Raw genomic sequence first — 25,018 nt, forward strand, 5'->3', positions numbered from 1 at the left:
TCAGGCGTTGCGCGCGAGCGCCGCGTCGATCATCGCCACCGCATTATTGAGACCATAGACCGCGACGAACGAGCCGAAGCGCGGACCCTTCTCCTGCCCGAGCAGCACCTGATAGAGCATGTTGAACCAGTCGAGCGACACGCCCGGACGTCCGTCCTTGCCCTTCTTCACCGGATCGAGAAACGGCTCACGGCGGCCGATCTCGTAGACGACATTCTGGATGTCTTCGGCGGAAGCGTCCGCGGGCAGTTGCGACAACGCATCGCGCAGATCCTGCAATGCCGCGCGCTCGCCGTCAGTCGGTTGACGGAAGGTTTTGGTCGGCGCGACGAAATCGCGATAGTAATTGATCGCGTAGCCGACCAGCGCGTCGAGCTTGGGATGGCTCTGCGGCGTGACGCCCGGCCGGTAGCGGCCGATGAAGCCCCACAGCGTTTCGGCGTTTTCCGCGTTGGACGACGACACCAGCGTCAGCAGCAACTGGAACGTCACCGGCATCTCGGAGGCCTGCGGCTGGCCCGCATGGATGTGCCACACAGGATTGCCGAGCCGTTGCTTGGCGTCCTGCCGCGAAAAGCCGTCGAGGAATTGCTGATACTCGTCGACGTTGCGCGGGATCACGTCGAAGTAAAGCCGCTTCGCCGCCTTCGGCTCGCGATACATGAACAGCGACAGCGATTCCGGCGAGGCATAACGCAGCCATTCGTCGATGGTGAGGCCGTTGCCCTTCGACTTGGAAATCTTCTGGCCCTTGTCGTCGAGGAACAGTTCGTAGTTGAAACCTTCCGGCGGCGTGCCGCCGAGCGCGCGGCAGATCTGTCCCGACAGTTTCACCGAATCGATCAGGTCCTTGCCCGCCATTTCGTAATCGACGCCGAGCGCGACCCAGCGCATCGCCCAGTCCGGCTTCCATTGCAGCTTGCAGTGCCCGCCGGTAACCGGAACGGTGACGCGCTCCTTGGTCTCGGGGTCATCGTACGAAACGGTGCCGGCCTTCTTGTCATGCTCGACGATCGGCACCTGCAACACCACGCCTGTGCGCGGGCAAATCGGCAGGAACGGCGAATAGCTCGCGGCGCGCTCCTCGCGCAGCGACGGCAGCATGATCGCCATCACCTTGTCGATGTTCTCAAGCATTTTGAGCAGCGTCGCGTCGAACCGGCCCGAGGTGTAGTATGCGGTCGAGGACGCAAATTCGTAATCGAAGCCGAAGTGATCGAGAAAACGACGCAGCTCCGCATTATTATGCGCGCCGAAGCTGTCATGGGTGCCGAACGGATCGCGCACTTTCGTCAGCGGCTTGCCGAGATCCTGCTCCAGCATCTCCTTGTTCGGCACGTTGTCCGGCACCTTGCGCAGGCCATCCATGTCGTCGGAGAAGGCGAGCAGCTTCGTCCTGATCTTGTCCTCGGTCAGCACGCGGAACGCATGGCGCACCATCGAGGTGCGCGCGACCTCGCCGAAAGTGCCGATATGCGGCAGGCCCGAGGGGCCGTAGCCGGTCTCGAACAGCACCTCGTCCTTCGGTTTCTTTTTCAGGCGCGCGACGATCTGTTTCGCCTGCTCGAACGGCCACGCATTGGATTGCTCCGCAACCGCACGCAGATCGCTCGCCGACAGGTCTTCAAATCGCGTGATCGTCTCCGACATCTTCACTCCGCTGCACGCAGGGCCTTCCCGCGCGCCTTTATTTTCTCTCAAAACGGGCTAACGGAAAAATAGCGCAACCACAAATCGGTGTAGCGGCCTTTTTCCCAGACCCGGAACATCGCCCAGTTCAGCGCCTGACGCAGCACATCGTTGCCTTTCCTGACCCCGATGCCGATGCCTTCACCGAAATAACGGCTCTCCACGAACGGTCCGCCGCTGAACGCACAGCATTCCGCTGAATCGGTGCCGTTGATCCAGAACCCCAGCGAGATCGCATCGCCGAAGATCAGATCGACCTCGCCACGGCGCAGCGCCGAACGCATCGCGTCCTCGGAGGGAAACCCGACCGCAAGCGCATCGGTAAAGAACGCTTTCAGATACGCCTCGTGCGCCGAGCCGGAAATGACGCCGACCTTCTTGCCGGTCAGGTTCTCCGGCCGTACATCGGCCAGAACCTCGCCTGCGCGGGAGACGAAACGCGCGGGCGCGCGATAATAGGGATCCGTGAAATCGAGCTTGGTGCGGATATCCGGCGTCATTGCGATCGAGGCAATCACCGCGTCGCCACGCCCGGTGTTGATGGCATCGACCAGCGACTCGAAACGCCGCATCTGGATCGTGCAAGGCACCTTGATTTCCTCACACAGCGCGCGCGCGAAATCGACATTGAAGCCCGCCGGATTGCCGTCCGATCCGGTGAAATCGAACGGCGGATAGTCGGTTTCGGTGAGGAAGCGGATCATGGTGATGCGCGACAGGTCCGGCCGGTCCGGGCGGCGGCGCGGGTCCCAGAAACCCGGCACCGCCTGGGGGGCCGCCGCCACGGCCGACTTCACCGCTGGTTGTGCCATGGCCTCGGGGCCTGACGACCCCGCGATGAAAATCCCGAGCAAAATCGTGCGCATCGTCCGGCTTAAGCCTTTTGGCCAGCCGCCCGATCTTTCATTGCCGGAAATTACCATCTGTGATTGCATTGGAAAGCATCCGCGAGGGGGTCTTATAGACCATCCGGCGGCGGAGGCGAGCGGCGTTTGAGTGGCAGCGTCTGGGGGGCGCATGGCTCCGATCTCCGGTCATCCGAATGACATGGCCGGACCGGTGCGTAAAATCCGCCGCCGGCGCCCCGCATGGCCTTATCCCGGGCTTCTCCCCGACCTCCTCAAACGTCCCCGTGTCCAGCCTGCCGCCGCGCCGCCCCGGCGCGAGACCGGCCACCCGTTTGAACTCGATTGCCTGCACGGCGTCCTGCCGTCCGAAATTCTCGCGGAAGCCGTGCGTTGCGCAGGACTGCTCGGTGTCGGCGCCGATCAGGTCCTGATCCGCCGCGGCATCATCACGGAAACCGAATATGTGGTGCGGCTGGCGCAGCGCTGCGAACTCGCGGTCGAGGGCTTTCGCGATATTGCCCGCACCGACTGTCCGTTGACCGACGCGCAACTGCGTTATGCCGCGCAACACCGCATGCTGCCGCTTGAGCGGCCGGACGGGCTTTATCATGTCCAGGCGCCGCTCGGCCTCGCCGCTCGGCGGATCGCCGCGTTGTGCGCCCGGCAGGCGCGGCCGCGCATCCGGCTGGCCACGCGCGCCGCCTTCGACCGCTATCTGATGCGCCACGAAGCCCTCGCCCATGACGCGGCCGAGGGCCTCGCCCTGCAACTGCCCGAGATGTCATGCGCGCCGATTCATCGCGATGGCGGCGGCAGGATACGGCGCTACCTGCTGCACCTGCCGGGCCTCACGGGCGCCTTTGTCCTTGCGCCTGTCTTCATCATCCAGTTCTGCGGAGCGGTGCTCGCGATCTGGTTTCTGTTGTTCAACAGCCTGCGCTTCGCGGGCTCCCTCGCGGGCAACAAACGCCCTCAGCCGCTCGACCGCCTGTCCGACGAGCATCTGCCGATCTACACCGTGATGGTGGCGCTCTATCGCGAAGGCCGTTCCGTCGCGCATCTCCTGCATGCGCTGGCCGAGCTGGATTATCCGCGCGAAAAGCTCGACATCAAATTGCTGCTGGAAGCCGACGACCGCGAAACGCAGGCCGCCATTGCGCGTCTCGATCTGCCGCCGAACGTCGAAATCCTGTTGGTGCCGCCATTCGGGCCCCGCACCAAACCGAAAGCGCTCAACGCCGGACTGCCGTTCGCGCGCGGCGACTTCGTCGCCGTGTTCGACGCCGAGGACAGGCCCGATCCATCACAGCTTCGCGCGGCGCTCGACACGTTCCGCCGTCACGGCGGTGACGTCGCCTGCGCGCAGGCAAGCCTCTGCATCGACAACAGCGCCGACAGCTGGCTCGCCTGCATGTTCACCGCAGAATATGCAGGACAGTTCGACGCCTTCCTGCGCGGCTTCTCGCAATTCGGCCTGCCTTTGCCGCTCGGCGGATCGTCGAACCATTTCCGGACCGCGACCCTGCGCGAGGTCGGCGGATGGGACGCCTATAACGTCACCGAGGATGCCGATCTCGGATTCCGTCTGGCGCGGTTCGGCTATCGCGCGGTGATGTTTTCCTCGACGACCTATGAGGAAGCCCCGGCCCGCGCGGGCGCATGGCTGCGGCAACGCTCGCGCTGGATGAAAGGCTGGATGCAGACCTGGATCGTGCACATGCGCTCGCCACTGCGGCTGATCCGGCAAAGCGGGCTCGCCGGATTCTTCACCCTCAATCTTCTCGTCGGCGGCAATGTCCTGACCGCGCTGGCCTACCCGATGCTGATCGGCGCCTGTCTTCTGGAGATCGGCCTCACCGCCGCCGGCAGCACGGCGATCGAGATGTTCGCCGATCCATTCGCCGGGCTGCATCTCGCGACCATCGCCGCAGGCTGTCTTTCCACCGTCGTCGTATGCCTGATCGGCCTCACGCGGCGCAGGCTTCTTCATCATGCCTGGGTGCTGCTGCTGACGCCGCTTTACTGGGCCTGCCTGTCGGTCGCGGCATGGCGGGCGCTCATCCAGCTCTTCCGCGATCCCTACCGCTGGGAAAAGACCGAACACGGATTGGCGCGCCATTCGCGCCTGGCCGCGCATTCGGCAGGACGAAAATTAAAAAGCAATAAGGGCCGCGAGAACGCCGCCTTCGCGCAGGCGCCGGCCGTCAGAAATAACGCTTGAGGTCGGTGGCAGCCTGTTGCGGCGTCTGCTTCAAATTGAACGGCACGACGAACCGGCCCTCGCGATCCAGCAGATAGACCGCCGCGGTATGATCCATGGTGTAGTCGCCGTCTTTCAGCGGCACCTTCTTGGCGTAAACACGATACGCCTTGATCATCTTGGCGATGGCTTCCGGCGAGCCGGTCAGACCCTTGAGATGCGGATCGAAGCTTTGCAGATAATCCTTCATCACCGGCTGCGTGTCGCGCTCCGGATCGACCGAGACGAAATAGGCGTTGATGCGCCCGGCATCCGGCCCCATCGCCCGAAGGATTTCCGATATTTCAAACAGCGAGGTCGGGCAGATATCCGGACAATGCGTGAAGCCGAAGAACATCAGCGTCGGCTTGCCTTGCAGATTCTTCTCCGTGACGGTCGCGCCGGTCTGGTCCGTCAACTGGAACGGGCCACCGATCGACGAGACCGGGGTGTTGCTGCGAAATCCACCGACGAGGAAAAGAACGCCCATCAACCCGATTGCGAGGCTGATGGCGAAGGCGGCGATGACGACGCCCGGTCGCGTTGAACTCGTTGCCATGGGAACCTGAAAACCTGGAATTGCGGCAGATGGGCTGCGGTCCCGTTCAAATAGCCATGAAAGCATCCACGGGCAAGCAAGCCGCCCGCGCACGAGCCATGCGGCGATCACATCATGGCGAGGCAAGACGCCGCCAGAGCGGCGTCAGCGGGCCGCAGCAGCAGCATGAGCGTCCATGTAGCAGGGCTTGTACATCGATGTCAGCTGGTGGCCGCGCAGGAAGATCATCCGTGGCTTCAAACCGCCGTGCCGCGCGATCCAGCGCCGAATCGAGGCCGGATACATCTTGTAGAGCATGTGGGTCGCCTCGACATTCGTGACCGGACGGCCGCCCGCGCCCGGGTCCCACGCCGCATGGAAACCAAGGCTGGCCCGCGAAGTGACGCAGATGCGGTCGTGCGGGACGGCACCGAGCACGATGGTGCAGGCCGAGGCGCACAACCCGTCGATCACGACGGTTTCGCCGGACGTGCGGAGACCCTGATATTTGTCGACATAGGTGCCGATGCGCCCGCCGCGATCATCGGCGATGCGGACCACCGCATGGCTCGCGGTCAACCCGGCCAGCAGCAACACGCCCGCCAACAATCCGGTCACGAATCTCATCGTCGCGTCCCCCGCCCGGCTGTGTCAGCAAGGCATCGACAGCGTGTTGCGAGTCCGGAGCTTTGTCCAGATCGCCCTTCTCAGGCGCGGATGATTTCGATGCGGTGTTGCACGGCGGATGCACTCCGGCGGAACTGCGTGGCCGAAGCGTCACGGATGGAACGCAAGAGGAGATGGAGCGGGCGAAGGGAATCGAACCCTCGTATGCAGCTTGGGAAGCTGCCGTTCTACCATTGAACTACGCCCGCGAAGTCCGTTCCACCATCGCCCAACCGTCCGGATTTTGCAAACCTGACGGCAGCGGGACGGAGCCGCGTTAACCAAACGCGCCTTCAGCCCGGCGCGCGGAAATGCTTGGAGAGCTTCAGCCCCTGGCCCTGATAGTTCGAGGCGATGCGGGTGCCGTACAGCGTCTGCGGCGGCGCCAGCATCTTTTCATAAACAAGACGGCCGACGATCTGGCCGTGTTCGAGAATGAAGGGCACCTCGCGCGAGCGCACCTCGAGCACCGCGCGCGATCCCTGCCCTCCCGCGCCCGCATGGCCGAAACCGGGATCGAAGAAGCCCGCATAGTGCACGCGAAATTCGCCGACCAGCGGGTCGAACGGCACCATTTCGGCGGCATAGTTCGGCGGCACCTGCACGGCTTCTTTCGAGGCGAGAATGTAGAACTCGCCGGGATCGAGGATCAGGCTGCCGTCCGGCCGGGCGCGGATCGGCTCCCAGAAATCGTCGACGGCGTAACCGCCGCGCCGGTCGATATCGACGACGCCGGTGTGACGCTTGGCGCGGTAGCCGACGAAACCGTCCGAGCCTTCTCCCGACAGATCGACACTGACCGCGACGCCGCCGGTCAGATCGGCGTTATCGCAATCGACGAGAGGCTCGCGCTGATGCAGCGCTTCGAGTTCGTCGTTGTCGAGGAGCGGCGCGCCGGTGCGGAAACGGATCTGCGACAGCCGCGATCCCTGCCGCAGCAGCACCGGAAATGTCTTCGGGCTGATCTCGGCATAGAGCGGGCCGTGATAGCCCGCGCCGATCATGTCGAAGCGCCGCGTGCCGTCCGCGATCACGCGGGTGAACACATCGAGCCGCCCGGTCGAACTTTTCGGATTGGCCGACGCCAGAATCGATTGCGGCAGCGCGAGGCTTTCCAGCAGAGGGACGATGTAGACGCAGTTGGTCTCCAGCACCGCGCCGTCGGAAAGATCGACCTCATGCAGCTTCAATTCGTCGATGCGCTCGGCGACCGTGACATCCGGCCCCGGCAGGAAGCTCGCGCGCACGCGATAAGCCACCTCACCCAGCCGCAGGTCGAGGCTCGCGGGCTGAATCTGGCTCTCCACGAACGGAAACGCCGGCAGGATCAGGCCACTCTCCTCCATGGCCGCGATCATGCGATCGGGCAGAATACCGTTGGCGTTGGCGGGGAGAGAGAAGGCCAAATCCGGTCCCCTCGGGAGTGAGCTATGCATGGGCATTTACCCCGTTATCCGATGGGCTGCTTGACGGAAAGAGCCGTGCGGATTAAGCCTCGGACTTATCCCGTGGTGATTTGGGCCGGCCGGCTTGCAGCCACGTAAAATAAGTCGCTAAACAGGCCGCGGACCTTGTGCCCCCGGCCGTTGGATTTTTTCCAGGCCGGTTTTTTGCGCCTTGTTTCCAGGCAAGACGCCATTGGAGGTCCGCATGTCCGACACAAAAAGCGATCTGAATTCATCCCGTTACCGCCCCGAAACCCGCCTTGTCCACGCCGGAACGATCCGTTCGGATTTCGGCGAGATGTCGGAATCGCTGTTCCTGACGCAGGGTTTCACCTACGAGAGCGCGGAGGAATGCGAAGCCCGCTTCAAGGGCGAGAAGCCCGGCTTTCTCTATTCGCGATTCTCCAATCCCACGGTTGCGATGTTCGAGCGCCGCATGGCAGCCCTTGAAGGCGCCGAAGCCGGGCGCGCCACCGCGACCGGCATGGCCGCGATGACCACCGCGATGCTCGCGCCGCTTCAGGCCGGAGATCATGTCGTCGCGGCAAGGGCGCTGTTCGGTTCGTGCCGCTACGTCATCGAAACGCTGCTGCCGCGCTACGGCATCACCTCCACGCTGGTGGATGGCCGCGACCTCGACGCCTGGCGCAAGGCGATGCGCCCCAACACCAAGACGTTGTTTCTGGAGAGCCCGACCAATCCCACGCTCGAAGTCGTCGATATCGCGGAAGTGGCGAAGATCGCCCATCAGGGCGGCGCGCGTCTCGTGGTGGACAACGTGTTCGCGACGCCTCTTTACCAGAGCCCGCTCGCGCTCGGCGCCGATGTGGTGGTCTATTCCGCGACCAAGCACATCGACGGTCAGGGCCGCTGTCTCGGCGGCATCATCCTGTCGTCGCAAGAGTTCATCATGGAGCACATCCATAATTTCTTCCGCCAGACCGGGCCCTCGATGTCGCCGTTCAACGCCTGGGTGCTGTTGAAGGGACTCGAGACGCTCGGCGTGCGCGTCAAGGCGCAGACCGAAAGTGCCGCGAAGATCGCGGACTTTCTCGCCACGCATCCGAAAGTGACGCGGCTGATCTATCCCGGCCGCGCCGACCATCCGCAGGCCGATGTCATCAAGAAGCAGATGCGCGCGGGATCGACGATGATCGGCTTCGAGGTGAAGGGCGGCAAGGAAGGCGCATTCCGCGCCCTGAACGGTTTTCAGGTCGCCCGCATTTCCAACAATCTCGGCGACTCCAAGAGCATCGTCACCCATCCCGCCACCACGACGCATCAGCGTCTGACGCCGGAGGAACGTGCCGAGCTTGGTATCGGCGACGGTTTTATCCGCTTCTCGGTCGGCCTTGAACACGTCGACGATCTGATCGAGGACGTTCAGGGCGCGCTGGAAAAAGTCTGAGGCAAGCGCGCCGCCATTCAAAAAGCCCGCCGTCTGGCGGGCTTTTTTCATGCCCTCACATCGGCCTGAAGCTCATGACGCTTCCCGGCCTTTCGGTGCCGGGTTCGGCTTTGGCTTCCCCGACCGATTTGATGATGGTGTCGCCGAGCAACTGGGCGAAGCAAGCGTATCCCCAATCGTTCATGTGCAACCCGTCGGAGATCGAGAAACTCTCGAACGGCAGTTTCTCGTCCTCATGCCATTGCCGCATCACCTCGAAGCGCGGGAAGACCGAGACATGACGCAGCCGCCCGACTTCGCGGATCAGCTTCACCATCTTGTTCGCGCCTTCCTTCTTCGCGGTCACGGCGGGAACGTATTGCGGATCGATCAACACCACGTCGGCACCCCTAGCCTGTATCCTTGTGATGCCAGACTCGACCAACGCCGCGATGCCGGAACTATCCTCACCACGCACCACCGTATTGGTGCCGAGCTGCCAGATCACGAGATCCGGATTTGAATCGAGCACGCTCGATTGCAGACGCTCGACCATCTGCCGCACCTCCTGACCGCCCATGCCGCGATTGATGACGCTGATGCGCGCCCTCGGATATTTTCGCCGAAGCTGTTCGGCCAGACGGCTCGGATAGGTGTAGGTCGATGCGGTCGAACCGTAGCCCGCGGTGGACGACGATCCCAGCGCCACGATGGTGATCGGCTCTCCCGCATTGAGCTTGCGCGCCACGCGCGGCAGCGAGGCGGAGACCGCCCCCGCGCCTTTCGGCGGCAGGCACGGAATGCGGGTCAGAACATCGCCGGCCCGGCTCGCGGCATTTTTCGCGGCATCGATCGCCTTGCCGGGAAGGCTGCGCCTTGCAGGCGCCCCATCGGTTGCCGCCATCGGCGTCTCCGACTGCGCGAGCGTCTCGCCCGCGGCAGGACACGGCGCGCTCGCAAGGATACCGAGCAGCCCTACAGCCACGAGCAATTTGCAATGGCGCTGCCGCATCGTCAGCGCACCCCGAGCTCGGCCGGGTTGATATGCGCGGCCTCGATCACGAGCTTGGACAGCGCGCGCCCGAGGCAATCATGCACCCGCGCGGCAACGCCGATGCTGTGGGCCTGCGCGAACAGATCGAAGTCTCCCGCCTCGCTCCAGGCGCGCATGATCGAAAAACGATCGAACAGCGGCGCACCATGCTCCTGCGCCACGACGCGCAGCGTATCGTTGTAGTTGGTCGCCGCCAGCACCGTTTCCATGCGCGGGCTGTATTGCAGATTCATCAGGATGACGTCGGCATCCGCCTTCTGCACAGCGGCCAGGCCGGTATCGAGCGCGGCGCGAAAATCGTCCGGGTCGATCGAACGCATCGCATCGACGGTGCCGGTCTGCCACACCACTAGCGTCGGCTTGCGCTCGGCCACGATCTTCTCGATCTTCCCGGCGACATCGGCGGCGGTCTCCTTGGGGTGAAGGTCGGTCGTGACGCTGATCTCGATACCGGGCAGCTTGCTGCGCAGCGCCGCTTCGAAACGCGCGGGATAGGAGCTGGCCGCACCATCCGGCCCGCTCAACACCGAGGAGCGGCTGCCGACCACCAGCACGCGAATGGGCGATCTCGTCTTGAACGCTTCCGCGACATTCGACAGAACCGCCTCGGTATGAAGCAGATAGGCCGGTACGGAACAGAAATTGGCGTCGTCGGCCACGGCCGGCGTCACCGCCAGCCAGACCAGAGCGGCCATTCCCGCGATCCGCGCGATCCGCATCAATTGCTCCCGACCATATCGGCGCTGACGGCCAAAACAGGCCGTTTACCGCTCTTGTTGACCTCCGCCTTGTACCATGACAGCAGCCACGCCGCGCAGGACATGATGACCAAACCGATCATACTAATGACGAAATGCAACCCCGCCCCGCCCGAGGTTTCGGCCAGCACGAAGTGGCCGGCGAAGGCGAGAAACACGCCGATGCAGAATATCTCCAGCGAGTGCTGTCCGCACAGGATTACCGGGCGCAGCCAGGGCGATTTCAACCCCGGCCAGTCCTTCTTCAGGAAGCGGACCGTCACCGCCGCGAGCGCGAGGAAATGGGCGAACCGCAGTACGTCGAGATCGGTCTTGTTGATCGGATACATCCAGCTTTCCAGCCAGCCCGGCAGATAGCCGTGCAACTGCGGGACGTGCCATGTCAGCGTCACGTAAAAGGCGAACAGCAGATAGGCCACCGCCAGCACGAGCGTGACGCGCGAGGCGAGGATCGGCGCCATCCGCTGCGCGCCGCCGAGAGCGCACCACGCGCCGAACACGAACAGCAACTGCCAGGCGAACGGATTGAACACCCACGTTCCGTTCGGATAGGCCGGCAGCGCGAAGCCGAACTGCCATGTCAGCGCATAGACGAGAACCGCCAGCGTCAACGTGAGATCCGGGATGCGGCGCATCAGCCAGATCGTGAGCGGCAGGAACAGCATCAGCACGATATAGAGCGGCAACACATCCATATTGACCGGCTTGAATTTCAGCAGCAGCGCCTGGATGATCGTGACATCCGGATGCTTGAGAAAATCGAGAATCCCCATTTCCTCCGAATAAAGCGGGTTCTCGAAGCTCGTCGCGATGTAGGAAATCTCGGCAAGATAGATCATGAACAAAAAGACGTGCGCGACGTAGATCTGCCAGACCCGCTTGAAGATACGCGCGCTCGAAATGATGAAACCGCGCTCGTCCATCGCCCGGCTGTAGACGAAGGCGGCGGTATATCCCGAAATGAAAATGAAAATCTCGGTCGCGTCGGAAAAGCCGTAATTGCGGATGGTGAGCCAGGTCAGGATATTCGGCGGCAGATGATCGATGAAGATCAGCCACAGCGCGAGGCCGCGAAACAGGTCGAGCCGCAATTCCCGCTCGCCCGCCGCCACCGGAAGAGCGGATTTTCCGGCATCCCGTGGAATGATCTTGGGTTCGGGCGCTGAGGCGGTCAGGGTTGTCATCGGCTCGAACTGTTCAGGGAGAACGCAGCGACGGCATCGCCGCAGGATAGAGGTTCGTCAAGCAGCCGCAAACCGCTACCATGGAACCTCACCGCGATTTGCACGCCGCCGGGCACAGGCAGGCCATGCACAGCCCAAGATGAACCCGGCTTGAACGAAATCGCATCAACAAGGCTCCGCAAGATCGCGCGCGACGTTTTGCCATTGCCGCCGCTTGGGTCTATCATCGGAACGAACCATCCGATTGAAGCAATGTATCGCGCCGTCACCCGCCAGATCGAAGTCCTCGTCGAACCCGAGTTCCTTCCCGAACGCTCATCCCCCGAAAACCGGCAATTTTTCTGGGCCTACAGCATCGTGATCGTGAACGAAGGCAGCGAAACCGTCCAGCTCAAGACCCGGCACTGGATCATCACCGATGGTCTTGGCCAGCAGCAGGAAGTGCGCGGCGAAGGCGTGGTCGGCGAGCAACCCGTCATCGCGCCCGGCGAACGGTATGAGTATACGAGCGGCGTGCCGCTGACCACGCCGTCGGGCTTCATGACCGGCAGTTATCAGATGCTGACGGAAAGCGGCGAGACGTTCGACCTCGCGATCCCGCTGTTCTCGCTCGACAGCCCGGACGCCAGGCGCACGCTGAATTAGAACTGACTCAAAATCGCCATGCGCGGACTTGATCCACGCATCCATCTTTTCGAGAAGAAAAATGGATTGCCGGGTCATAGGCAAGCGAAGCGACGCCGTTCTTCAAACGGCTATACCCGGCAATGACGCCTCGTGCCGCGGCTATTCCTCCACGCCCGCTTCCTGCGGGGTGAATTCGTAGGTCGAGCTACAGAACTCGCACGTCACCACGACCTTGCCGTTCTCCACCATCTCGGCGCGATCCTGCGGATCGAAACTCGCCAGCATGCCCGCCACCGCATCGCGCGAGCAGGTGCAGCTTGCCAGCAGCGGCAGGCTCGGAAACACGCGCACGCCGCGCTCGTGGAACAGCCGGAACAAAAGCCGCTCGCCCGACAGATCGGGATCGATCAGTTCGACATCCTCGATGGTGGCGAACAGCGACTGGCTTTCGGTCCACGCGTCATCTTCCTCCACCACATGCGACACGCTGCCTTCCGGCGCATCGCCCGGATCAAGATCGGCCTGCTTGGCGCGCTCCGGCGCCTTCGGCAGAAACTGGATCAGCGCGCCGCCGCCGCGCCAGCGATGCTTCGGCCCGTCGCCGCCGCCGCGCAATTCCTCACCGACAGCGAGGCGCACGCGGGTCGGAATCTGCTCCGAGCGCAGAAAATATTCGTGCGCGGCATCCTCCAGCGATCCGCCCTGCAAGGCGACGAGGCCCTGATAGCGGCTCATGTCCGGCCCCTGATCGATGGTCATCGCAAGATGGCCGTGCCCGAGCAGTTCCCCGGAGGAAAGACCGGGTTTCAGCCGCGCCTTGTCGAAACGCGCATAGGCGCGCAGCCGGTCCGGCGCGATAAAATCGACGACGATCAGCGATACCGGACCATCGGTCTGGGTCTGAAGGATGAAACGGCCCTCGAATTTCAGCGACGAGCCAAGCAGCGTCGTCAGCACGATGGCCTCACCCAGCACCTTTCCGACAGGCGCGGGATAATCGTGGCGCATCAGAATATCGTCGAGCGCGGGCCCCATCCGCGTCAGCCGCCCGCGAACATCGAGCGCGCTGACTTCGAACGGGATCACCGCATCATCGACCGGCACGGCCGAGGGCGCGCGAATAGAACCTTGATCCGCCATGAGGCGTCCTTTTTTGAAACATCATACGAGAGCAAGACCGCAATGTAAGAAGTGCCTGCGGCCGTTCAAGCGTAGCGGTGCTTAACCCACGGCCCCGAGGCACCAGGCGAGAATGCCCTTGTGCGCGTGGAGACGATTTTCCGCCTCGTCGAACACCACCGATTGCGGCCCGTCGATCACCTCATCGGTGACTTCCTCACCACGATGCGCCGGCAGGCAGTGCATGAAGATCGCATCCGGCTTCGCCAGCGACATCAGCTTCTCGTCAACCTGATAAGGCTGCAACAAAGTGTGCCGGTGCTCGGCATCCTTGTCGCCCATCGACATCCATGTGTCGGTGACGACGCAATCGGCGCCGCGCACGGCTTCCTTCGCGTCGGTGCCGAGCACGATCGGCGCATTGGCGGCCTTGATCCAGTCGCGCAGCCTTTTGTTCGGCGCCAGCTGCGGCGGCGTCGCGACGCGCAAGGTGAAGCCGAAACGTTCAGCCGCATGCGCCCAGGACGCCATGACGTTGTTGTCGTCGCCGACCCACGCCACGGTGCGGCCCTTGATCGGCCCGCGATGCTCCTCGAAGGTCATGACGTCGGCCATCACCTGAGTGGGGTGCGAACGCCGCGTCAGGCCGTTGATGACCGGCACGGTCGCGAACTCCACCATTTCGGCGAGCGCGTCATGGCTGAGAATCCGGATCATGATGATGTCGACGAAACGCGACAGCACGCGCGCGGTGTCCGCGAAGGTTTCGCCACGGCCGAGCTGCATCTCCTGCCCGGTCAGCATGATCGCTTCGCCGCCAAGCTGGCGCATGCCGACCTCGAACGACACGCGCGTGCGCGTCGAGGGCCGCTCGAAGATCATCGCCAGCGTCTTGTCCTTGAGCGGGCGATCCGGGTGGCCCGCTTTCAGGTTCTTCTTCATCGCGATCGACGCATCGAGAATCGCCCGCAGGTCATGCACCGGCAGTTCGGACAGATCGAGAAAGTGGCGCAAAATCTTGCTCATGATGCAGCCTTCTTGCCCGGAGCGGTGGGCAAATCCTTCGCGAGCCGCGCGCAGGCCCTCTCGACCCGGCCGACAGCCTCCTCGATCTCGGCTTCCGTCACGATCAAGGGCGGCAGCAGCCGCACCACATTCTCGCCAGCGCCGACGGTCAGCAGTTTTTCCTCGCGCAACGCCACGATCAGGCCGGGCGACGGCACCGCCGCTTGCAGGCCGATCAGCAATCCTTCGCCACGCACCTGCGTCAAAACATTTGGATAACGGTCGATGATGGAGGCGAGCTTCTGCTTCAGAAGCAGCGAAGCACGCTTCACATGATCGAAGAAGCCCGGCGCCAGCATCACGTCGAGCACGGCAGTCGCGGCCGCGATCGCCAGCGGATTCCCGCCGAAGGTCGAACCGTGGCTGCCCGCCGTCATTCCCGATGCGGCTTCGCGTGTCGCAAGACACGCACCGATCGGAAAGCCGCCGCCGAGCGCCTTCGCCAGTGCCATCACGTCAGGCTCGACGCCGAGACGCTTGTAGGCGAACAACTCGCCGGTGCGGCCCATGCCGGTCTGCACCTCGTCGAAAATCAGCAGCAGGCCCTTGTCGTCGCACAACTGGCGCAGCGCCCTGAAGAAGCCGTGCTCGGGCTCGCGCACGCCGCCCTCGCCCTGCAACGGCTCGATCAGGATGCCCGCGGTCTGCGGCCCCACCGCCTTCTTCACCGCCTCGATGTCGCCGAGCGGCACCTGATCGAAGCCCTCGACCCTTGGCCCGAAGCCGTCGAGATATTTCTCCTGACCGCCGGCGGCGAGCGTCGCCAGCGTGCGGCCATGAAAGGCACCCTCGAAGGTGATGATGCGGAAGCGCTCGGGATGTCCCTTCGCCGCATGATATTTGCGCGTGACCTTGATGGCGCATTCCATCGCCTCGGCGCCGGAATTGGCGAAGAACACCTCGTCGGCGAAACTGTTCTCGCACAGTCGTGCGGCGACCTTCTCGCCGTCCGGGCTCTTGAACAGGTTCGACATGTGCCAGAGTTTCGCGGCCTGCGCCTGAACGGCTTCGACCAGATGCGGATGCGCATGGCCGAGCGCGTTCACCGCGACGCCGCTGGTGAAATCGAGATAGCGCTCGCCGTTGGTGGCAATCAGCCACGCCCCCTCGCCGCGTTCGAAAGCGAGATCGACCCGGGCGAAGACCGGCATGAGATGGGACGAAGCGGTGGTGGTCATGGCAACCTGACAGGACGAACGCTGGACCTGCCGGGAACCGCGAGATTCCCCCGGTCGTGACGGTCCGTAAAAATGAAACATGCCGCCCCGACGGGGCGGCATTACGTGATTATCCTCTCCGCATGTCTGGGCTGTCAACACGCCAGAGAGTCCGTTTTGCTCCATTCCGGACCCCGCCTGCGGCACCCGATGCGGCCCCTGCATCGGCAAATTGGTGTGCATGACTGATTCGGAACATGTGGACTTCGAAGCCGGACTCTTGCGCGTGAGTCACGGCATATTGTAGCGTTTTTCTCACTGGCTACGACATCTCGTGCGGCGTCCTGAATTCTGAATCCAAAGACAGCCAAAACGTCCGGTCCTTCCGACCGGCGAGGGCTAAGGGATTCTGCCGGCACGAGTTTTCGGAACCATCAATCGGAGTGCCGGATTCACCTTCCAGGCACGAGAGAGAAGGATGAGAGCGATGACGGTAATGAATTGGACCGACGATCGCGTCGAACAGCTCAAGAAATTATGGGAATCCGGCCTCTCGGCGAGCCAGATTGCCGCCGAACTCGGGAACATCACGCGCAATGCCGTGATCGGAAAGGTTCACCGGCTCGGTCTGTCCGGCCGCGCCAAGAGTCCGTCCTCCGCCACGCCCCGGCAGCGCAAGGTGCGCGCCCCGCAGCACATGATGCGCATCAGCCGCCCGATGGCGCGCGGCAACACCGCGCTCGCCCATGCCTTCGAGACCGAGGCCGAACCCGATCCGATCGCATTCGACAACGTGGTGCCGATGAACCAGCGCCGCACCCTGCTCGAATTGACGGAAGACACCTGCCACTGGCCGGTCGGCGATCCGGGCAGCACCGAGTTCTTTTTCTGCGGCGGCAAAGCGCTCGGCGGCCTGCCCTATTGCGCGCATCACTCGCGCGTCGCTTACCAGCCCGCCGGCGACCGCCGGCGCGACCGGCGGCCGAACAAGTAACGCCCTCCAATCCGGCAAACGAAAAAGCCCGCCTGATGGCGGGCTTTTTTTGATTTTCAACTCTGCGCGGAAAACAAACCTGCGCCGATCAGCCTTCCACCTTGGCGAAGCGGTCGTCGAGCGCATAACCCGCGCCGCGCACGGTGCGGATCGGGTCCTGCTCCTCGCCGGGATTGAGCAGCTTGCGCAGCCGCCCGATATGCACGTCCACGGTGCGCTCATCGATATAGATGTCGCGGCCCCAGACGCCATCGAGCAACTGCTCGCGGCTGAATACGCGCCCGGGATGTTGCAGGAAGAATTCGAGCAGCCGGTATTCGGTCGGGCCAAGATCAATCGGACGGCCCGAGCGCGCGACGCGGCGCTTCTCGCGGTCGAGTTCGATGTCGCCATAGACCAACACGTTGGCCAGACGCTCCGGGCTCGCACGCCGCAGCAGCCCCTTCACCCGTGCCAGCAGTTCCGGCACCGAGAACGGCTTGACGATGTAATCGTCCGCGCCGGTGGCAAGGCCACGCACGCGCTCGCTTTCCTCGCCACGTGCGGTCAGCATAATGATCGGCAACTGCTTGGTTTCAGGGCGCGCCCGCAGCCTGCGGCACAGTTCGATACCGGACAGCCCCGGCAGCATCCAGTCGAGCACCACGAGATCCGGCACGCGCTCTTTCAGCCGCGTGTCCGCATCGTCGCCGCGCGCTACCGTCTCGACGTCGTAGCCTTCCGCGTCGAGATTGTAGCGCAGCAATGTCGACAGCGCCTCCTCATCCTCGACGACCAGAATTCGTGCGTTCATGGATACCCTTTTAACCCGCAGATGATGTGCTGGAGAACCTCGTCATATCGCCCTTCGGCCGCGACGCGCCGATCGGCTGCCCCTCGATCATGTAGAACACCGTCTCGGCGATATTGGTTGCATGATCGCCGATCCGTTCGATGTTCTTGGCACAGAACATCAGATGGATACAGAACCCGATATTGCGCGGATCTTCCATCATATAGGTCAGCAGTTCGCGAAACAGCGAGGTGCAGATTGCGTCCACTTCCTCGTCACCCTTCCACACCACCATGGCGGCGGGAACGTCGTGGGCGGCATAGGCGTCGAGCACGGCCTTGACCTGCGATTGCACGAGGTCGGTCATGTGCTCCAGGCCGCGGATCAGCTTCAGCGGGTGGAAATCGCTGTCGAGCTGACCAACGCGCTTGGCGATGTTCTTCGACAGATCGCCCATCCGCTCAAGATCGGTCGCGACGCGCAAGGCGCCGACGATCTCGCGCAGATCGACCGCCATCGGCTGGCGGCGCGCGATGGTGAGTACGCCGCGCTCCTCGATCATGTGCTGCAACTTATCGAGCTCGACATCGGTGGTGACGACGCGCGCGCTCAGATTGATGTCGCGGCGGATCAGCGAATCCACCGAATCGACGATCTGCCGCTCCACGAGGCCGCCCATCTCCGCCACCAGGCGGGCCAGCTCCTGCAAGTCCTCGTCGAACGCCTTCGCGGTATGTTCCATTCCCATCACAGTTCTCCGAACCGTCAGCCGAAGCGTCCGGTAATGTAATCCTGGGTCCGGCGGTCGGCCGGCGAGGTGAAAATCTTGCTGGTCTCGTCGAACTCGATCAGTTCGCCGAGATACATGAACGCGGTGTAGTCCGAGCAGCGCGCGGCCTGCTGCATGTTATGGGTGACGATGGCGATCGTGTACTCTTTCTTCAATTCCGCGATTAGTTCCTCGACCTTCGCCGTCGAGATCGGATCGAGCGCCGAACACGGCTCGTCGAACAGGATCACCTCCGGCCGCACCGCCACGGTGCGCGCGATGCACAGCCGCTGCTGCTGGCCGCCCGAAAGGCTGAGGCCGCTGGCGCTGAGCTTGTCCTTGACCTCGTTCCACAGCGCGCCGCCACGCAGCGCGTGTTCGACGCGGCCGTCCATTTCCGACTTCGAGATCTTCTCGTAGAGGCGGATGCCGAAGGCGATGTTCTCGTAGATCGTCATCGGGAACGGCGTCGGCTTCTGGAACACCATGCCGATCCGTGCGCGCAAGAGATTGAGATCGAGCTTCGGATCGAGAATGTCGGTGTTGTCAAGCTTGAGATCGCCTTCCGCGCGCTGGCCCGGATAGAGATCGTACATCCGGTTGAAGATACGCAGCAGCGTGGATTTGCCGCAGCCCGACGGGCCGATGAAGGCCGTCACCTTGTTGGCGCCGAGCACGAGGTTGATGTTCTTCAGCGCGTGGTGCTGGCCGTAATAGAAATTCAGGTTACGCGCCGTCACCTTTGCCGGACCATCCGGAACGACGGATGGCGGCGGCATGGAGGGGCGGGGAACGGCGATCGTCGAGACGTCGGTCATTTTGCAGTCCTCTCAGAGCCCAGTAGCCGCGCGACGATATTGAGTGTCAGCACGGTCAGCGTGATCAGCAGTGCGCCAGACCACGCCAATTCCTTCCAATAGGCGTAGGGACTCTGCACGAAGTTGTTGATGGTGACGGGAAGGTTGGCCACCGCCTTGGTCAGGTCCAGGCTGAAGAACTGGTTGCTGAGCGCGGTGAACAACAGCGGGGCGGTTTCGCCGGCGACGCGCGCGGTCGCGAGAAGGATGCCGGTGATGAGGCCGGAGCGCGCCGCGCGATAGGCGATGCGCTTGATGACGAGCGAGCGCGGCAGTCCGAGCGCCGAGGCAGCTTCGCGCAACGGATTGGGCACCAGAAGCAGCATGTCCTCGGTGGTGCGCACCACCACCGGGATGACGATCACGGCCAGCGCGAGCGAGCCTGCGAGCGCCGAGAAGCCGCCCATCGGCACCACCACCGCGCCGTAGATGAACAGGCCGATGATGATCGAGGGCGCCGACAGCAGGATGTCGTTGATGAACCGGATCACCGAGGTCAGCTTGTCGTGCTTGCCGTATTCGGCGAGATAAGTGCCCGCGAACATGCCGATCGGCGTACCGACACCAACGCCGATAATCGTCATGATGATCGAGCCGACAATCGCGTTGAGCAGACCGCCCTCTGACGAGCCGGGCGGCGGCGTGTTCTGGGTGAAGAGTTGCCAGCTGATGCCCGCGAGGCCGTTGTAGAACAGCGTGAACAGGATCAATGCCAGCCACGACACGCCGAAGGCGGCAGCGGCAAAGCAAAGCCCGCGGATGATCTTGTCGCTGCGGCGGCGGGATGCGTAAATCGGATTCATCGTTCAGCTCCCCGCCTTCTTCTGCAACCGCATCAGCATCAGCCGGGCGGCGGCGAGCACGAAGAATGTCAGCACGAACAGCAACAGGCCGAGCAGCATCAGGCTCGACTGGTGCAAGCCGTCGCTCTCCGCGAACTCACTGGCGATCGCGGCGGAAATCGTCGTGCCCGGCGCGAAGATCGAGGGCGAGATGCGGAACGAGTTGCCGATGATGAACGTCACCGCCATCGTCTCGCCGAGCGCGCGGCCGAGCGCCAGCATCACGCCGCCGATCACGCCGACCCGCGTATAGGGGATCACCACGTTGCGGACGACTTCCCATGTGGTGCAGCCGACGCCGTAGGCGGCTTCCTTCAGCACCGGCGGCACGGTCGCGAACACGTCGCGCGAGATCGCGGTGATGAACGGCAACACCATGATCGCGAGGATCAGCGAGGCGTTGAACAGGCTGAGATAGGACGGCGGCCCGCCGAAGATCGATCCCAGCACCGGAATGCCGTCGAACAGATTGATGAGCGCGGGCTGCATCGTGTTGGCGAGGAACGGGCCGAGGACGAAGAAGCCCCACATGCCGTAGATGATCGAGGGAATGCCCGCGAGCAATTCGATCGCCATGCCGATCGGCCGGCGCGCCCACATCGGACACAGTTCGGTCAGGAAAATCGCGATACCGAGACCGACCGGAACGGCGATCAGCATGGCGATGGCCGAGGTGAGGATCGTGCCGTAGATCGGGCTCAGCGCGCCGAGAACCGGCGGATCGGCTGACGGCGCCCAGCGCGATGTCGTCAGAAACGCGGTGCCGTATTGAACGATCGCGGGCCACGCACCGATAATCAGCGAAATGATGATGCCGCCGAGCAGCACCAGAACCAGAAGCGCACTGAGGCGCGTCATCCAGTAGAATGTCTTGTCGCCCAGCTTGAAGGCGCTCAACGCGCGGGCGCGGTCGTACGGTCCTGCGGCTTCCATCGAGGCACCATGAACGGCCATCTCTGCCACGCCAATCCCCTATCTCTACAACGCAATCGGATATTCAGTCTCGCACCGCAGGGGTGCCGGAAGAAGAAGGGCGGGGGAAAGACCTGCTCTCCCCCGCCGGTCGCAATCAGCTCTTGATGTCAGCCGACCAGGTCTTCTCGATCTGCTTGACCACAGACGCCGGCATCGGGATGTAGTCGAGATCCTCGGCCATCTTGGCGCCCTTCTCGAACGCCCACTTGAAGAACTTGATGGCTTCGGCAGACGCTGCCTTATCCGTCGGTTCCTTGTGCATCAGGATGAAGGTCGCCGCGGTGATCGGCCAGGACGCATCGCCCGGCTGGTTGGTGAGGATCACGTAGTAGCCGGGAGCCTTCGACCAGTCGGCGTTGGCGGCAGCAGCCTGGAACGCCGGAACGGTCGGCTGCACGGACTTGCCCGCGCTGTTGACCATGCCGGTGTAGGTCAGCTTGTTCTGCTTGGCGTAAGCGTACTCGACATAACCGATCGAGTTCTTGGTCTGGCTGATGTTGGCGGAAACGCCTTCATTGCCCTTGGCGCCGACACCGACCGGCCACTCGACAGCGGTACCCTCGCCGACCTTCGACTTCCAGTCAGCGCTGACCTTGGAGAGGTAGTTGGTGAAGTTGAAGGTGGTGCCCGAACCGTCCGAGCGGCGAACAACAGCGATCGCGGTCGACGGCAGATTGACCTTCGGGTTCAGCTTCTTGATCGCGGGATCGTCCCACTTGGTGATCTTGCCGAGATAGATGTCGGCGAGGGTCGCACCGTCGAACACCATTTCGCCCGGCTTCACGCCGTCGAGGTTCACGACCGGAACGATGGCGCCCATCACCATCGGCCACTGAACGAAGCCGTCCTTCTCAAGCTGCTCGGCCTTGAGCGGCATGTCGGAGGCGCCGAACGTCACGGTCTTGGCCTGGATCTGCTTGATACCGCCGCCCGAGCCGATCGACTGATAGTTCAGGCCGTTGCCGGTTTCCTTTTTGTAGGCATCAGCCCACTTCGAATAGACCGGGAACGGGAACGTCGCGCCCGCACCCGTGATGTCGGCCGCCGTCGCCTGAAGCGAGAAGGCGGAAGTCGAGGCGGCAACCAGGCCAGCCGCAACGATGGTTTTGAAAAAATTCACTGGTTATCTCCCTGTGATCAGCGGGGGCCCAGTCGGCCCGCGACGCCCGCTTTAGAGGCGCCCGGTGCAGCTTTTATAAAGGTCAGGTGACATTCATGTGACACCGACAAGCCATTGTCATCAATGGTCTTTTAAGACTCTACCGCCGTCTTCATCGGTGGGAAACAGACCGTGAAGGTCGCGCCTTTCCCAAAGACGCTTTCGATCAGCAAACGCCCGCCATGGCGGCTGACGATATGCTTGACCAGCGACAGGCCAAGGCCGGTACCGCCCTGCGCGCGGCTGTCGCCGACATCGGTGCGGTAGAAGCGTTCGGTCAGGCGCGGCAGATGTTCCGGCGCGATGCCGGGGCCGTAATCGCGGACCGCGACACGAATCTCGGCCGATCCCTCCTCCGGCGCGGGCCGCGTCAGCGAGACCGTGACCCTGCCGCCCGAGGCGCCATATTTCAGGCCGTTCTCGATCAGGTTCTCGAACACCCGCAGCAATTCCTCGGTATCACCGGCGATGAAGACCGGCCCCTCCGGAAACTGCGTCTCGATTACAACCCCGCGCTCCCCGGCGAGCACCTCGAGCCCATCGATCACCTGCCGCAGGATCGTGAGTAGATCGACCTTGGCTTCGGGCCGCACATGCGCGCTCAATTCCACCCGCGACAGCGACAGCAAATCGTCGATCAGCCGCGCCATGCGGGTTGCCTGCGCATGCATGATGCCGAGAAAACGCTCCCGCGCCTTGGGATCGTCGCGCGCGGGGCCTTGCAGGGTATCAATGAAGCCGGAGAGTGCCGCGAGCGGCGTGCGCAATTCGTGGCTCGCATTGGCGACGAAGTCGGCGCGCATTTCCTCGGCGCGGCGCAATGGCGTCTGGTCGCGGAACGTCATCAGGAAGCAGTTGTCCGTGCCGCCGAACTCGGTCGGCACCGCGACCGGCGTCACCACAAGCTCCATCCAGCGCTCGACCGGCACCCGCTCGACATAGGTGGCGCGCTGGGGCTGCAACGTGGCAATCGCATCGCGCAGCACCGCGATAATCTCCGGCGAGCGCAGCGCGAACAGCGCCAGTTCGTGCCGGCGCAGCGCCGGCGCCAGTTGCGCGGCCTGTGCGTTCAGATGCAGCACGCGCCCGACCCGATCGAGCAGCACGGTCGGCTCCGGCATCGCACCGATCACGGCGCGGACCGCGACGCCCTCCGTCAGTCTTTCGCCGCCACTCTCCTCACGCGCCCGAACGCTATCGTGCGACCGTAGCGGGACCAGAGCGGCGCCGGCGATACAGAAAAACACCAGGATCGCGCTCGACAGTCTCAGATCGTGCATCGCGACCAGCGTGCCGAGCGAAACGCCCACGACCAGCACGACAAGGCTGGAACGCCGCAATTGTTTCAGCCAGTACGGGGTCGGAGGTGGCGGGACGGATGCATCGGCCGTCATGAGGACCCTGACGTTTAGGACTCTGATCTTAAGATTCTGACTTGGAGATATCGTCACGCCTGCGCAAGCCCGACTCGCGCCGCGCCCTGGCGCCCAGCATGACTTCCCGAAACAACAGTAGCATGACCGAGATCACGAAAGGCACGATATAGTACAGTACGCGAAACAGCAGCATCCCGGCCAGCAATTCCTCCTTATCGAACTGGCTGTCGAAATGCATGATGCCGTACAGCATCGCGGCATCGAACACGCCGAGCCCGCCCGGGGAGTGGCTGGCAAATCCCAAAAGGGTGGCGGACACGAAGATCACCGCGACCACGACGAAGCCGACATAAGGCTCGTCCGGCATCAGGATATACATCGCAATCGCGCAGAACGAGAGATCGACGATGCCGATCAGAATTTGCATCAGCGTCAGGCTGCCGCCCGGCAGCGTCACGGTCCAGTTGCCGCGCCCGACATTGCGCGGCCGCGACGAGACCCAGATGACGTAACCCAACAGGGCCGCCAGCAGCAGCACCGCCAGCACGCGGTTGAGCCAGATCGGCAACTGGTCGATCGAGGATGCCGCCTCCGGATGATAGGCCACCCCGAGACCGAGCACGGCGGCATTGCCGAGCCAGAAGGTCAGTCCGGCGATGAAACAGACCTTGGCGACATCAATCGCGGTCAGGCCCCATGAGGAATACACCCGATAGCGGACGGCGCCGCCGGTGAAGACACTGGCGCCGACATTGTGGCCGATCGAATAGCTGGTGAATCCCGCAAAGGCCGCGACGCGGTAGGGAATTTCGGTGCGGCCGATCGCCCGCAGCGCAAAGAAGTCGTAGAACGTCAGCGTGAAATATCCCGCCGCGACGCACAACCCCGCGAGGGCAACCGTCTTGATCTCGGTTCCGCGCAAGGCCTTGAGCACGTCATCGAGATGGATATCCCGCAACATCTGATAGAGGATGTGGAGGGCAAAGCCGATGACCATCAGGCTCAGCGCGACACCCAGCTTATGCAGGATTTGCTTTTCTCGCAGAAACGCCAGCGTCCTGCGCACCGGTTCAAGCATCAAATCCTCAAAGCTCCCGTCCCCCGGATCGTCCTAGCAGACCGTTCGCAGGATCGCGAGATAAAGCGTGAGGATTGCGGCATTTCGCAGCCCCGTCGTGGCCGGAATCTCAACCCTCTTCGCCGCGCGGCCTGCCCGGCCGCAGCAGGAGGACATAACGCAACCAGGAGCCGACGGCGCCACCGGCGAGATAGACCCCGAACATGACCAGGCCGAGGTCGAGCCAGTAACCCGGCCGCCCCGGCAGCGTCCGCGACAGCGACACCGCAACCAGCGCCAGGGCCACCGCGAAGCTGATGCGCATCGTCATCGTCGAGAGGCTGCGGACGCGGGAGATCGGCGAAACCCATCCCGTCGCGAAGCCGAGCGCTGCGGCCCCTACGATCCATCCCCAGTTGAACGCCACGAGATAGCTCATCC

General features: G+C 63.3%; 24 protein-coding genes, 1 tRNA gene and 1 riboswitch. Of the genes, 4 read left to right on the plus strand and 21 right to left on the minus strand.

All coding sequences use genetic code 11. The features are described from left to right. Together AFIC_RS14845 and AFIC_RS14850 are read right to left on the minus strand one after the other, a co-directional pair. Window positions 1-1,650: a lysine--tRNA ligase gene (locus AFIC_RS14845; protein WP_275246987.1), complete on the minus strand. Its 1,650-nt coding sequence runs from the start codon at window positions 1,648-1,650 to the stop codon at window positions 1-3. A gap of 47 nt (window positions 1,651-1,697) precedes the next feature. Next, the gene (locus AFIC_RS14850; RefSeq protein ID WP_420833340.1) at window positions 1,698-2,555 is read right to left on the minus strand and encodes a transporter substrate-binding domain-containing protein; all 858 of its coding nucleotides are present in this window, start codon (window positions 2,553-2,555) and stop codon (window positions 1,698-1,700) included. 151 nt (window positions 2,556-2,706) lie between these two features. Here AFIC_RS14850 and AFIC_RS14855 point away from each other — a divergent pair, with 151 nt between their 5' ends. After that, the gene (locus AFIC_RS14855; RefSeq protein ID WP_275246989.1) at window positions 2,707-4,758 is read left to right on the plus strand and encodes a glycosyltransferase; all 2,052 of its coding nucleotides are present in this window, start codon (window positions 2,707-2,709) and stop codon (window positions 4,756-4,758) included. Here the strand turns inward: AFIC_RS14855 and AFIC_RS14860 are convergent. The 4 genes from AFIC_RS14860 to AFIC_RS14875 all read right to left on the minus strand — a co-directional run bounded on the left by AFIC_RS14860 (window position 4,742) and on the right by AFIC_RS14875 (window position 7,416). Further along, window positions 4,742-5,335, minus strand: a complete 594-nt coding sequence (locus AFIC_RS14860) for an SCO family protein (RefSeq protein ID WP_275246990.1) — start codon at window positions 5,333-5,335, stop codon at window positions 4,742-4,744. The genes AFIC_RS14855 and AFIC_RS14860 overlap by 17 nt on opposite strands. Before the next feature lie 144 nt (window positions 5,336-5,479). Continuing rightward, on the minus strand, window positions 5,480-5,941 hold the full coding sequence (locus AFIC_RS14865; protein ID WP_275246991.1) for a hypothetical protein: 462 nt from the start codon (window positions 5,939-5,941) through the stop codon (window positions 5,480-5,482). 174 nt (window positions 5,942-6,115) lie between these two features. Next, window positions 6,116-6,189 (minus strand) — tRNA-Gly (locus tag AFIC_RS14870). Window positions 6,190-6,273: 84 nt separating this feature from the next. Further along, on the minus strand, window positions 6,274-7,416 hold the full coding sequence (locus tag AFIC_RS14875) for a 2'-deoxycytidine 5'-triphosphate deaminase (protein ID WP_275246992.1): 1,143 nt from the start codon (window positions 7,414-7,416) through the stop codon (window positions 6,274-6,276). A gap of 62 nt (window positions 7,417-7,478) precedes the next feature. After that, a riboswitch (SAM riboswitch) is annotated at window positions 7,479-7,558 on the plus strand. A gap of 72 nt (window positions 7,559-7,630) precedes the next feature. Here AFIC_RS14875 and AFIC_RS14880 point away from each other — a divergent pair. Continuing rightward, on the plus strand, window positions 7,631-8,833 hold the full coding sequence (locus AFIC_RS14880; protein ID WP_275246993.1) for an O-succinylhomoserine sulfhydrylase: 1,203 nt from the start codon (window positions 7,631-7,633) through the stop codon (window positions 8,831-8,833). A gap of 55 nt (window positions 8,834-8,888) precedes the next feature. Here AFIC_RS14880 and AFIC_RS14885 read toward each other — a convergent pair whose 3' ends face one another. The 3 genes from AFIC_RS14885 to AFIC_RS14895 are packed head-to-tail and all read right to left on the minus strand — an operon-like array spanning window position 8,889 to window position 11,808. Continuing rightward, entirely contained in the window at window positions 8,889-9,824 is a 936-nt protein-coding gene (locus AFIC_RS14885; protein ID WP_275246994.1) for an SGNH/GDSL hydrolase family protein, read from the minus strand. 2 nt (window positions 9,825-9,826) lie between these two features. Then, window positions 9,827-10,585 (minus strand): SGNH/GDSL hydrolase family protein, encoded by a 759-nt coding sequence (locus tag AFIC_RS14890; RefSeq protein ID WP_275246995.1) that lies wholly within the window; start codon window positions 10,583-10,585, stop codon window positions 9,827-9,829. Continuing rightward, a complete protein-coding gene (locus tag AFIC_RS14895; RefSeq protein ID WP_275246996.1) occupies window positions 10,585-11,808 on the minus strand; it encodes an OpgC domain-containing protein in 1,224 nt (407 codons plus the stop codon). Before AFIC_RS14895 ends, AFIC_RS14890 begins: the two co-directional genes overlap by 1 nt. A gap of 252 nt (window positions 11,809-12,060) precedes the next feature. Between AFIC_RS14895 and apaG the strand changes: the two genes are divergently transcribed. Further along, window positions 12,061-12,453 (plus strand): Co2+/Mg2+ efflux protein ApaG, encoded by a 393-nt coding sequence (gene apaG, locus AFIC_RS14900; protein WP_275248750.1) that lies wholly within the window; start codon window positions 12,061-12,063, stop codon window positions 12,451-12,453. 141 nt (window positions 12,454-12,594) lie between these two features. Here apaG and AFIC_RS14905 read toward each other — a convergent pair whose 3' ends face one another. The 3 genes from AFIC_RS14905 to AFIC_RS14915 all read right to left on the minus strand — a co-directional run bounded on the left by AFIC_RS14905 (window position 12,595) and on the right by AFIC_RS14915 (window position 15,797). After that, window positions 12,595-13,575: an Hsp33 family molecular chaperone gene (locus AFIC_RS14905; protein ID WP_275246997.1), complete on the minus strand. Its 981-nt coding sequence runs from the start codon at window positions 13,573-13,575 to the stop codon at window positions 12,595-12,597. An 81-nt stretch (window positions 13,576-13,656) separates the two neighbouring features. Continuing rightward, window positions 13,657-14,580, minus strand: a complete 924-nt coding sequence (gene argF / locus AFIC_RS14910; RefSeq protein ID WP_275246998.1) for an ornithine carbamoyltransferase — start codon at window positions 14,578-14,580, stop codon at window positions 13,657-13,659. Further along, entirely contained in the window at window positions 14,577-15,797 is a 1,221-nt protein-coding gene (locus AFIC_RS14915; RefSeq protein WP_275246999.1) for an aspartate aminotransferase family protein, read from the minus strand. Before AFIC_RS14915 ends, argF begins: the two co-directional genes overlap by 4 nt. A gap of 466 nt (window positions 15,798-16,263) precedes the next feature. Between AFIC_RS14915 and AFIC_RS14920 the strand changes: the two genes are divergently transcribed. Further along, window positions 16,264-16,770: a GcrA family cell cycle regulator gene (locus AFIC_RS14920; protein ID WP_275247000.1), complete on the plus strand. Its 507-nt coding sequence runs from the start codon at window positions 16,264-16,266 to the stop codon at window positions 16,768-16,770. Between the two features lie 88 nt (window positions 16,771-16,858). On the opposite strand, the gene phoB is transcribed toward AFIC_RS14920, so the two are convergent. The 9 genes from phoB to AFIC_RS14965 all read right to left on the minus strand — a co-directional run bounded on the left by phoB (window position 16,859) and on the right by AFIC_RS14965 (window position 25,016). After that, complete coding sequence (phoB, locus tag AFIC_RS14925) at window positions 16,859-17,563, minus strand: phosphate regulon transcriptional regulator PhoB (RefSeq protein WP_009339616.1); 705 nt, start codon at window positions 17,561-17,563, stop codon at window positions 16,859-16,861. 10 nt (window positions 17,564-17,573) lie between these two features. Beyond that, window positions 17,574-18,290 carry a phosphate signaling complex protein PhoU gene (phoU, locus tag AFIC_RS14930; RefSeq protein ID WP_275247001.1) on the minus strand — a complete coding sequence of 239 codons (717 nt, stop codon included), beginning with the start codon at window positions 18,288-18,290 and terminating at the stop codon, window positions 17,574-17,576. 17 nt (window positions 18,291-18,307) lie between these two features. Next, on the minus strand, window positions 18,308-19,129 hold the full coding sequence (gene pstB / locus AFIC_RS14935) for a phosphate ABC transporter ATP-binding protein PstB (RefSeq protein ID WP_275247002.1): 822 nt from the start codon (window positions 19,127-19,129) through the stop codon (window positions 18,308-18,310). After that, complete coding sequence (gene pstA / locus AFIC_RS14940) at window positions 19,126-19,971, minus strand: phosphate ABC transporter permease PstA (RefSeq protein WP_275247003.1); 846 nt, start codon at window positions 19,969-19,971, stop codon at window positions 19,126-19,128. Before pstA ends, pstB begins: the two co-directional genes overlap by 4 nt. A 3-nt stretch (window positions 19,972-19,974) precedes the next feature. After that, window positions 19,975-20,964: a phosphate ABC transporter permease subunit PstC gene (pstC, locus tag AFIC_RS14945; protein ID WP_275248751.1), complete on the minus strand. Its 990-nt coding sequence runs from the start codon at window positions 20,962-20,964 to the stop codon at window positions 19,975-19,977. Window positions 20,965-21,079: 115 nt separating this feature from the next. Beyond that, window positions 21,080-22,105 carry a phosphate ABC transporter substrate-binding protein PstS gene (gene pstS, locus AFIC_RS14950; RefSeq protein WP_275247004.1) on the minus strand — a complete coding sequence of 342 codons (1,026 nt, stop codon included), beginning with the start codon at window positions 22,103-22,105 and terminating at the stop codon, window positions 21,080-21,082. Between the two features lie 131 nt (window positions 22,106-22,236). Continuing rightward, on the minus strand, window positions 22,237-23,538 hold the full coding sequence (locus tag AFIC_RS14955) for an ATP-binding protein (protein WP_275247005.1): 1,302 nt from the start codon (window positions 23,536-23,538) through the stop codon (window positions 22,237-22,239). Between the two features lie 28 nt (window positions 23,539-23,566). Next, window positions 23,567-24,598 carry a putative bifunctional lysylphosphatidylglycerol flippase/synthetase gene (locus tag AFIC_RS14960; protein ID WP_275247006.1) on the minus strand — a complete coding sequence of 344 codons (1,032 nt, stop codon included), beginning with the start codon at window positions 24,596-24,598 and terminating at the stop codon, window positions 23,567-23,569. Window positions 24,599-24,707: 109 nt separating this feature from the next. After that, window positions 24,708-25,016: a hypothetical protein gene (locus tag AFIC_RS14965; RefSeq protein WP_275247007.1), complete on the minus strand. Its 309-nt coding sequence runs from the start codon at window positions 25,014-25,016 to the stop codon at window positions 24,708-24,710. Window positions 25,017-25,018: the final 2 nt, after the last annotated feature.

Origin of the sequence: [Pseudomonas] carboxydohydrogena (genome assembly GCF_029030725.1) — a bacterium.
Taxonomy (GTDB): Bacteria; Pseudomonadota; Alphaproteobacteria; order Rhizobiales; family Xanthobacteraceae; genus Afipia; species Afipia carboxydohydrogena.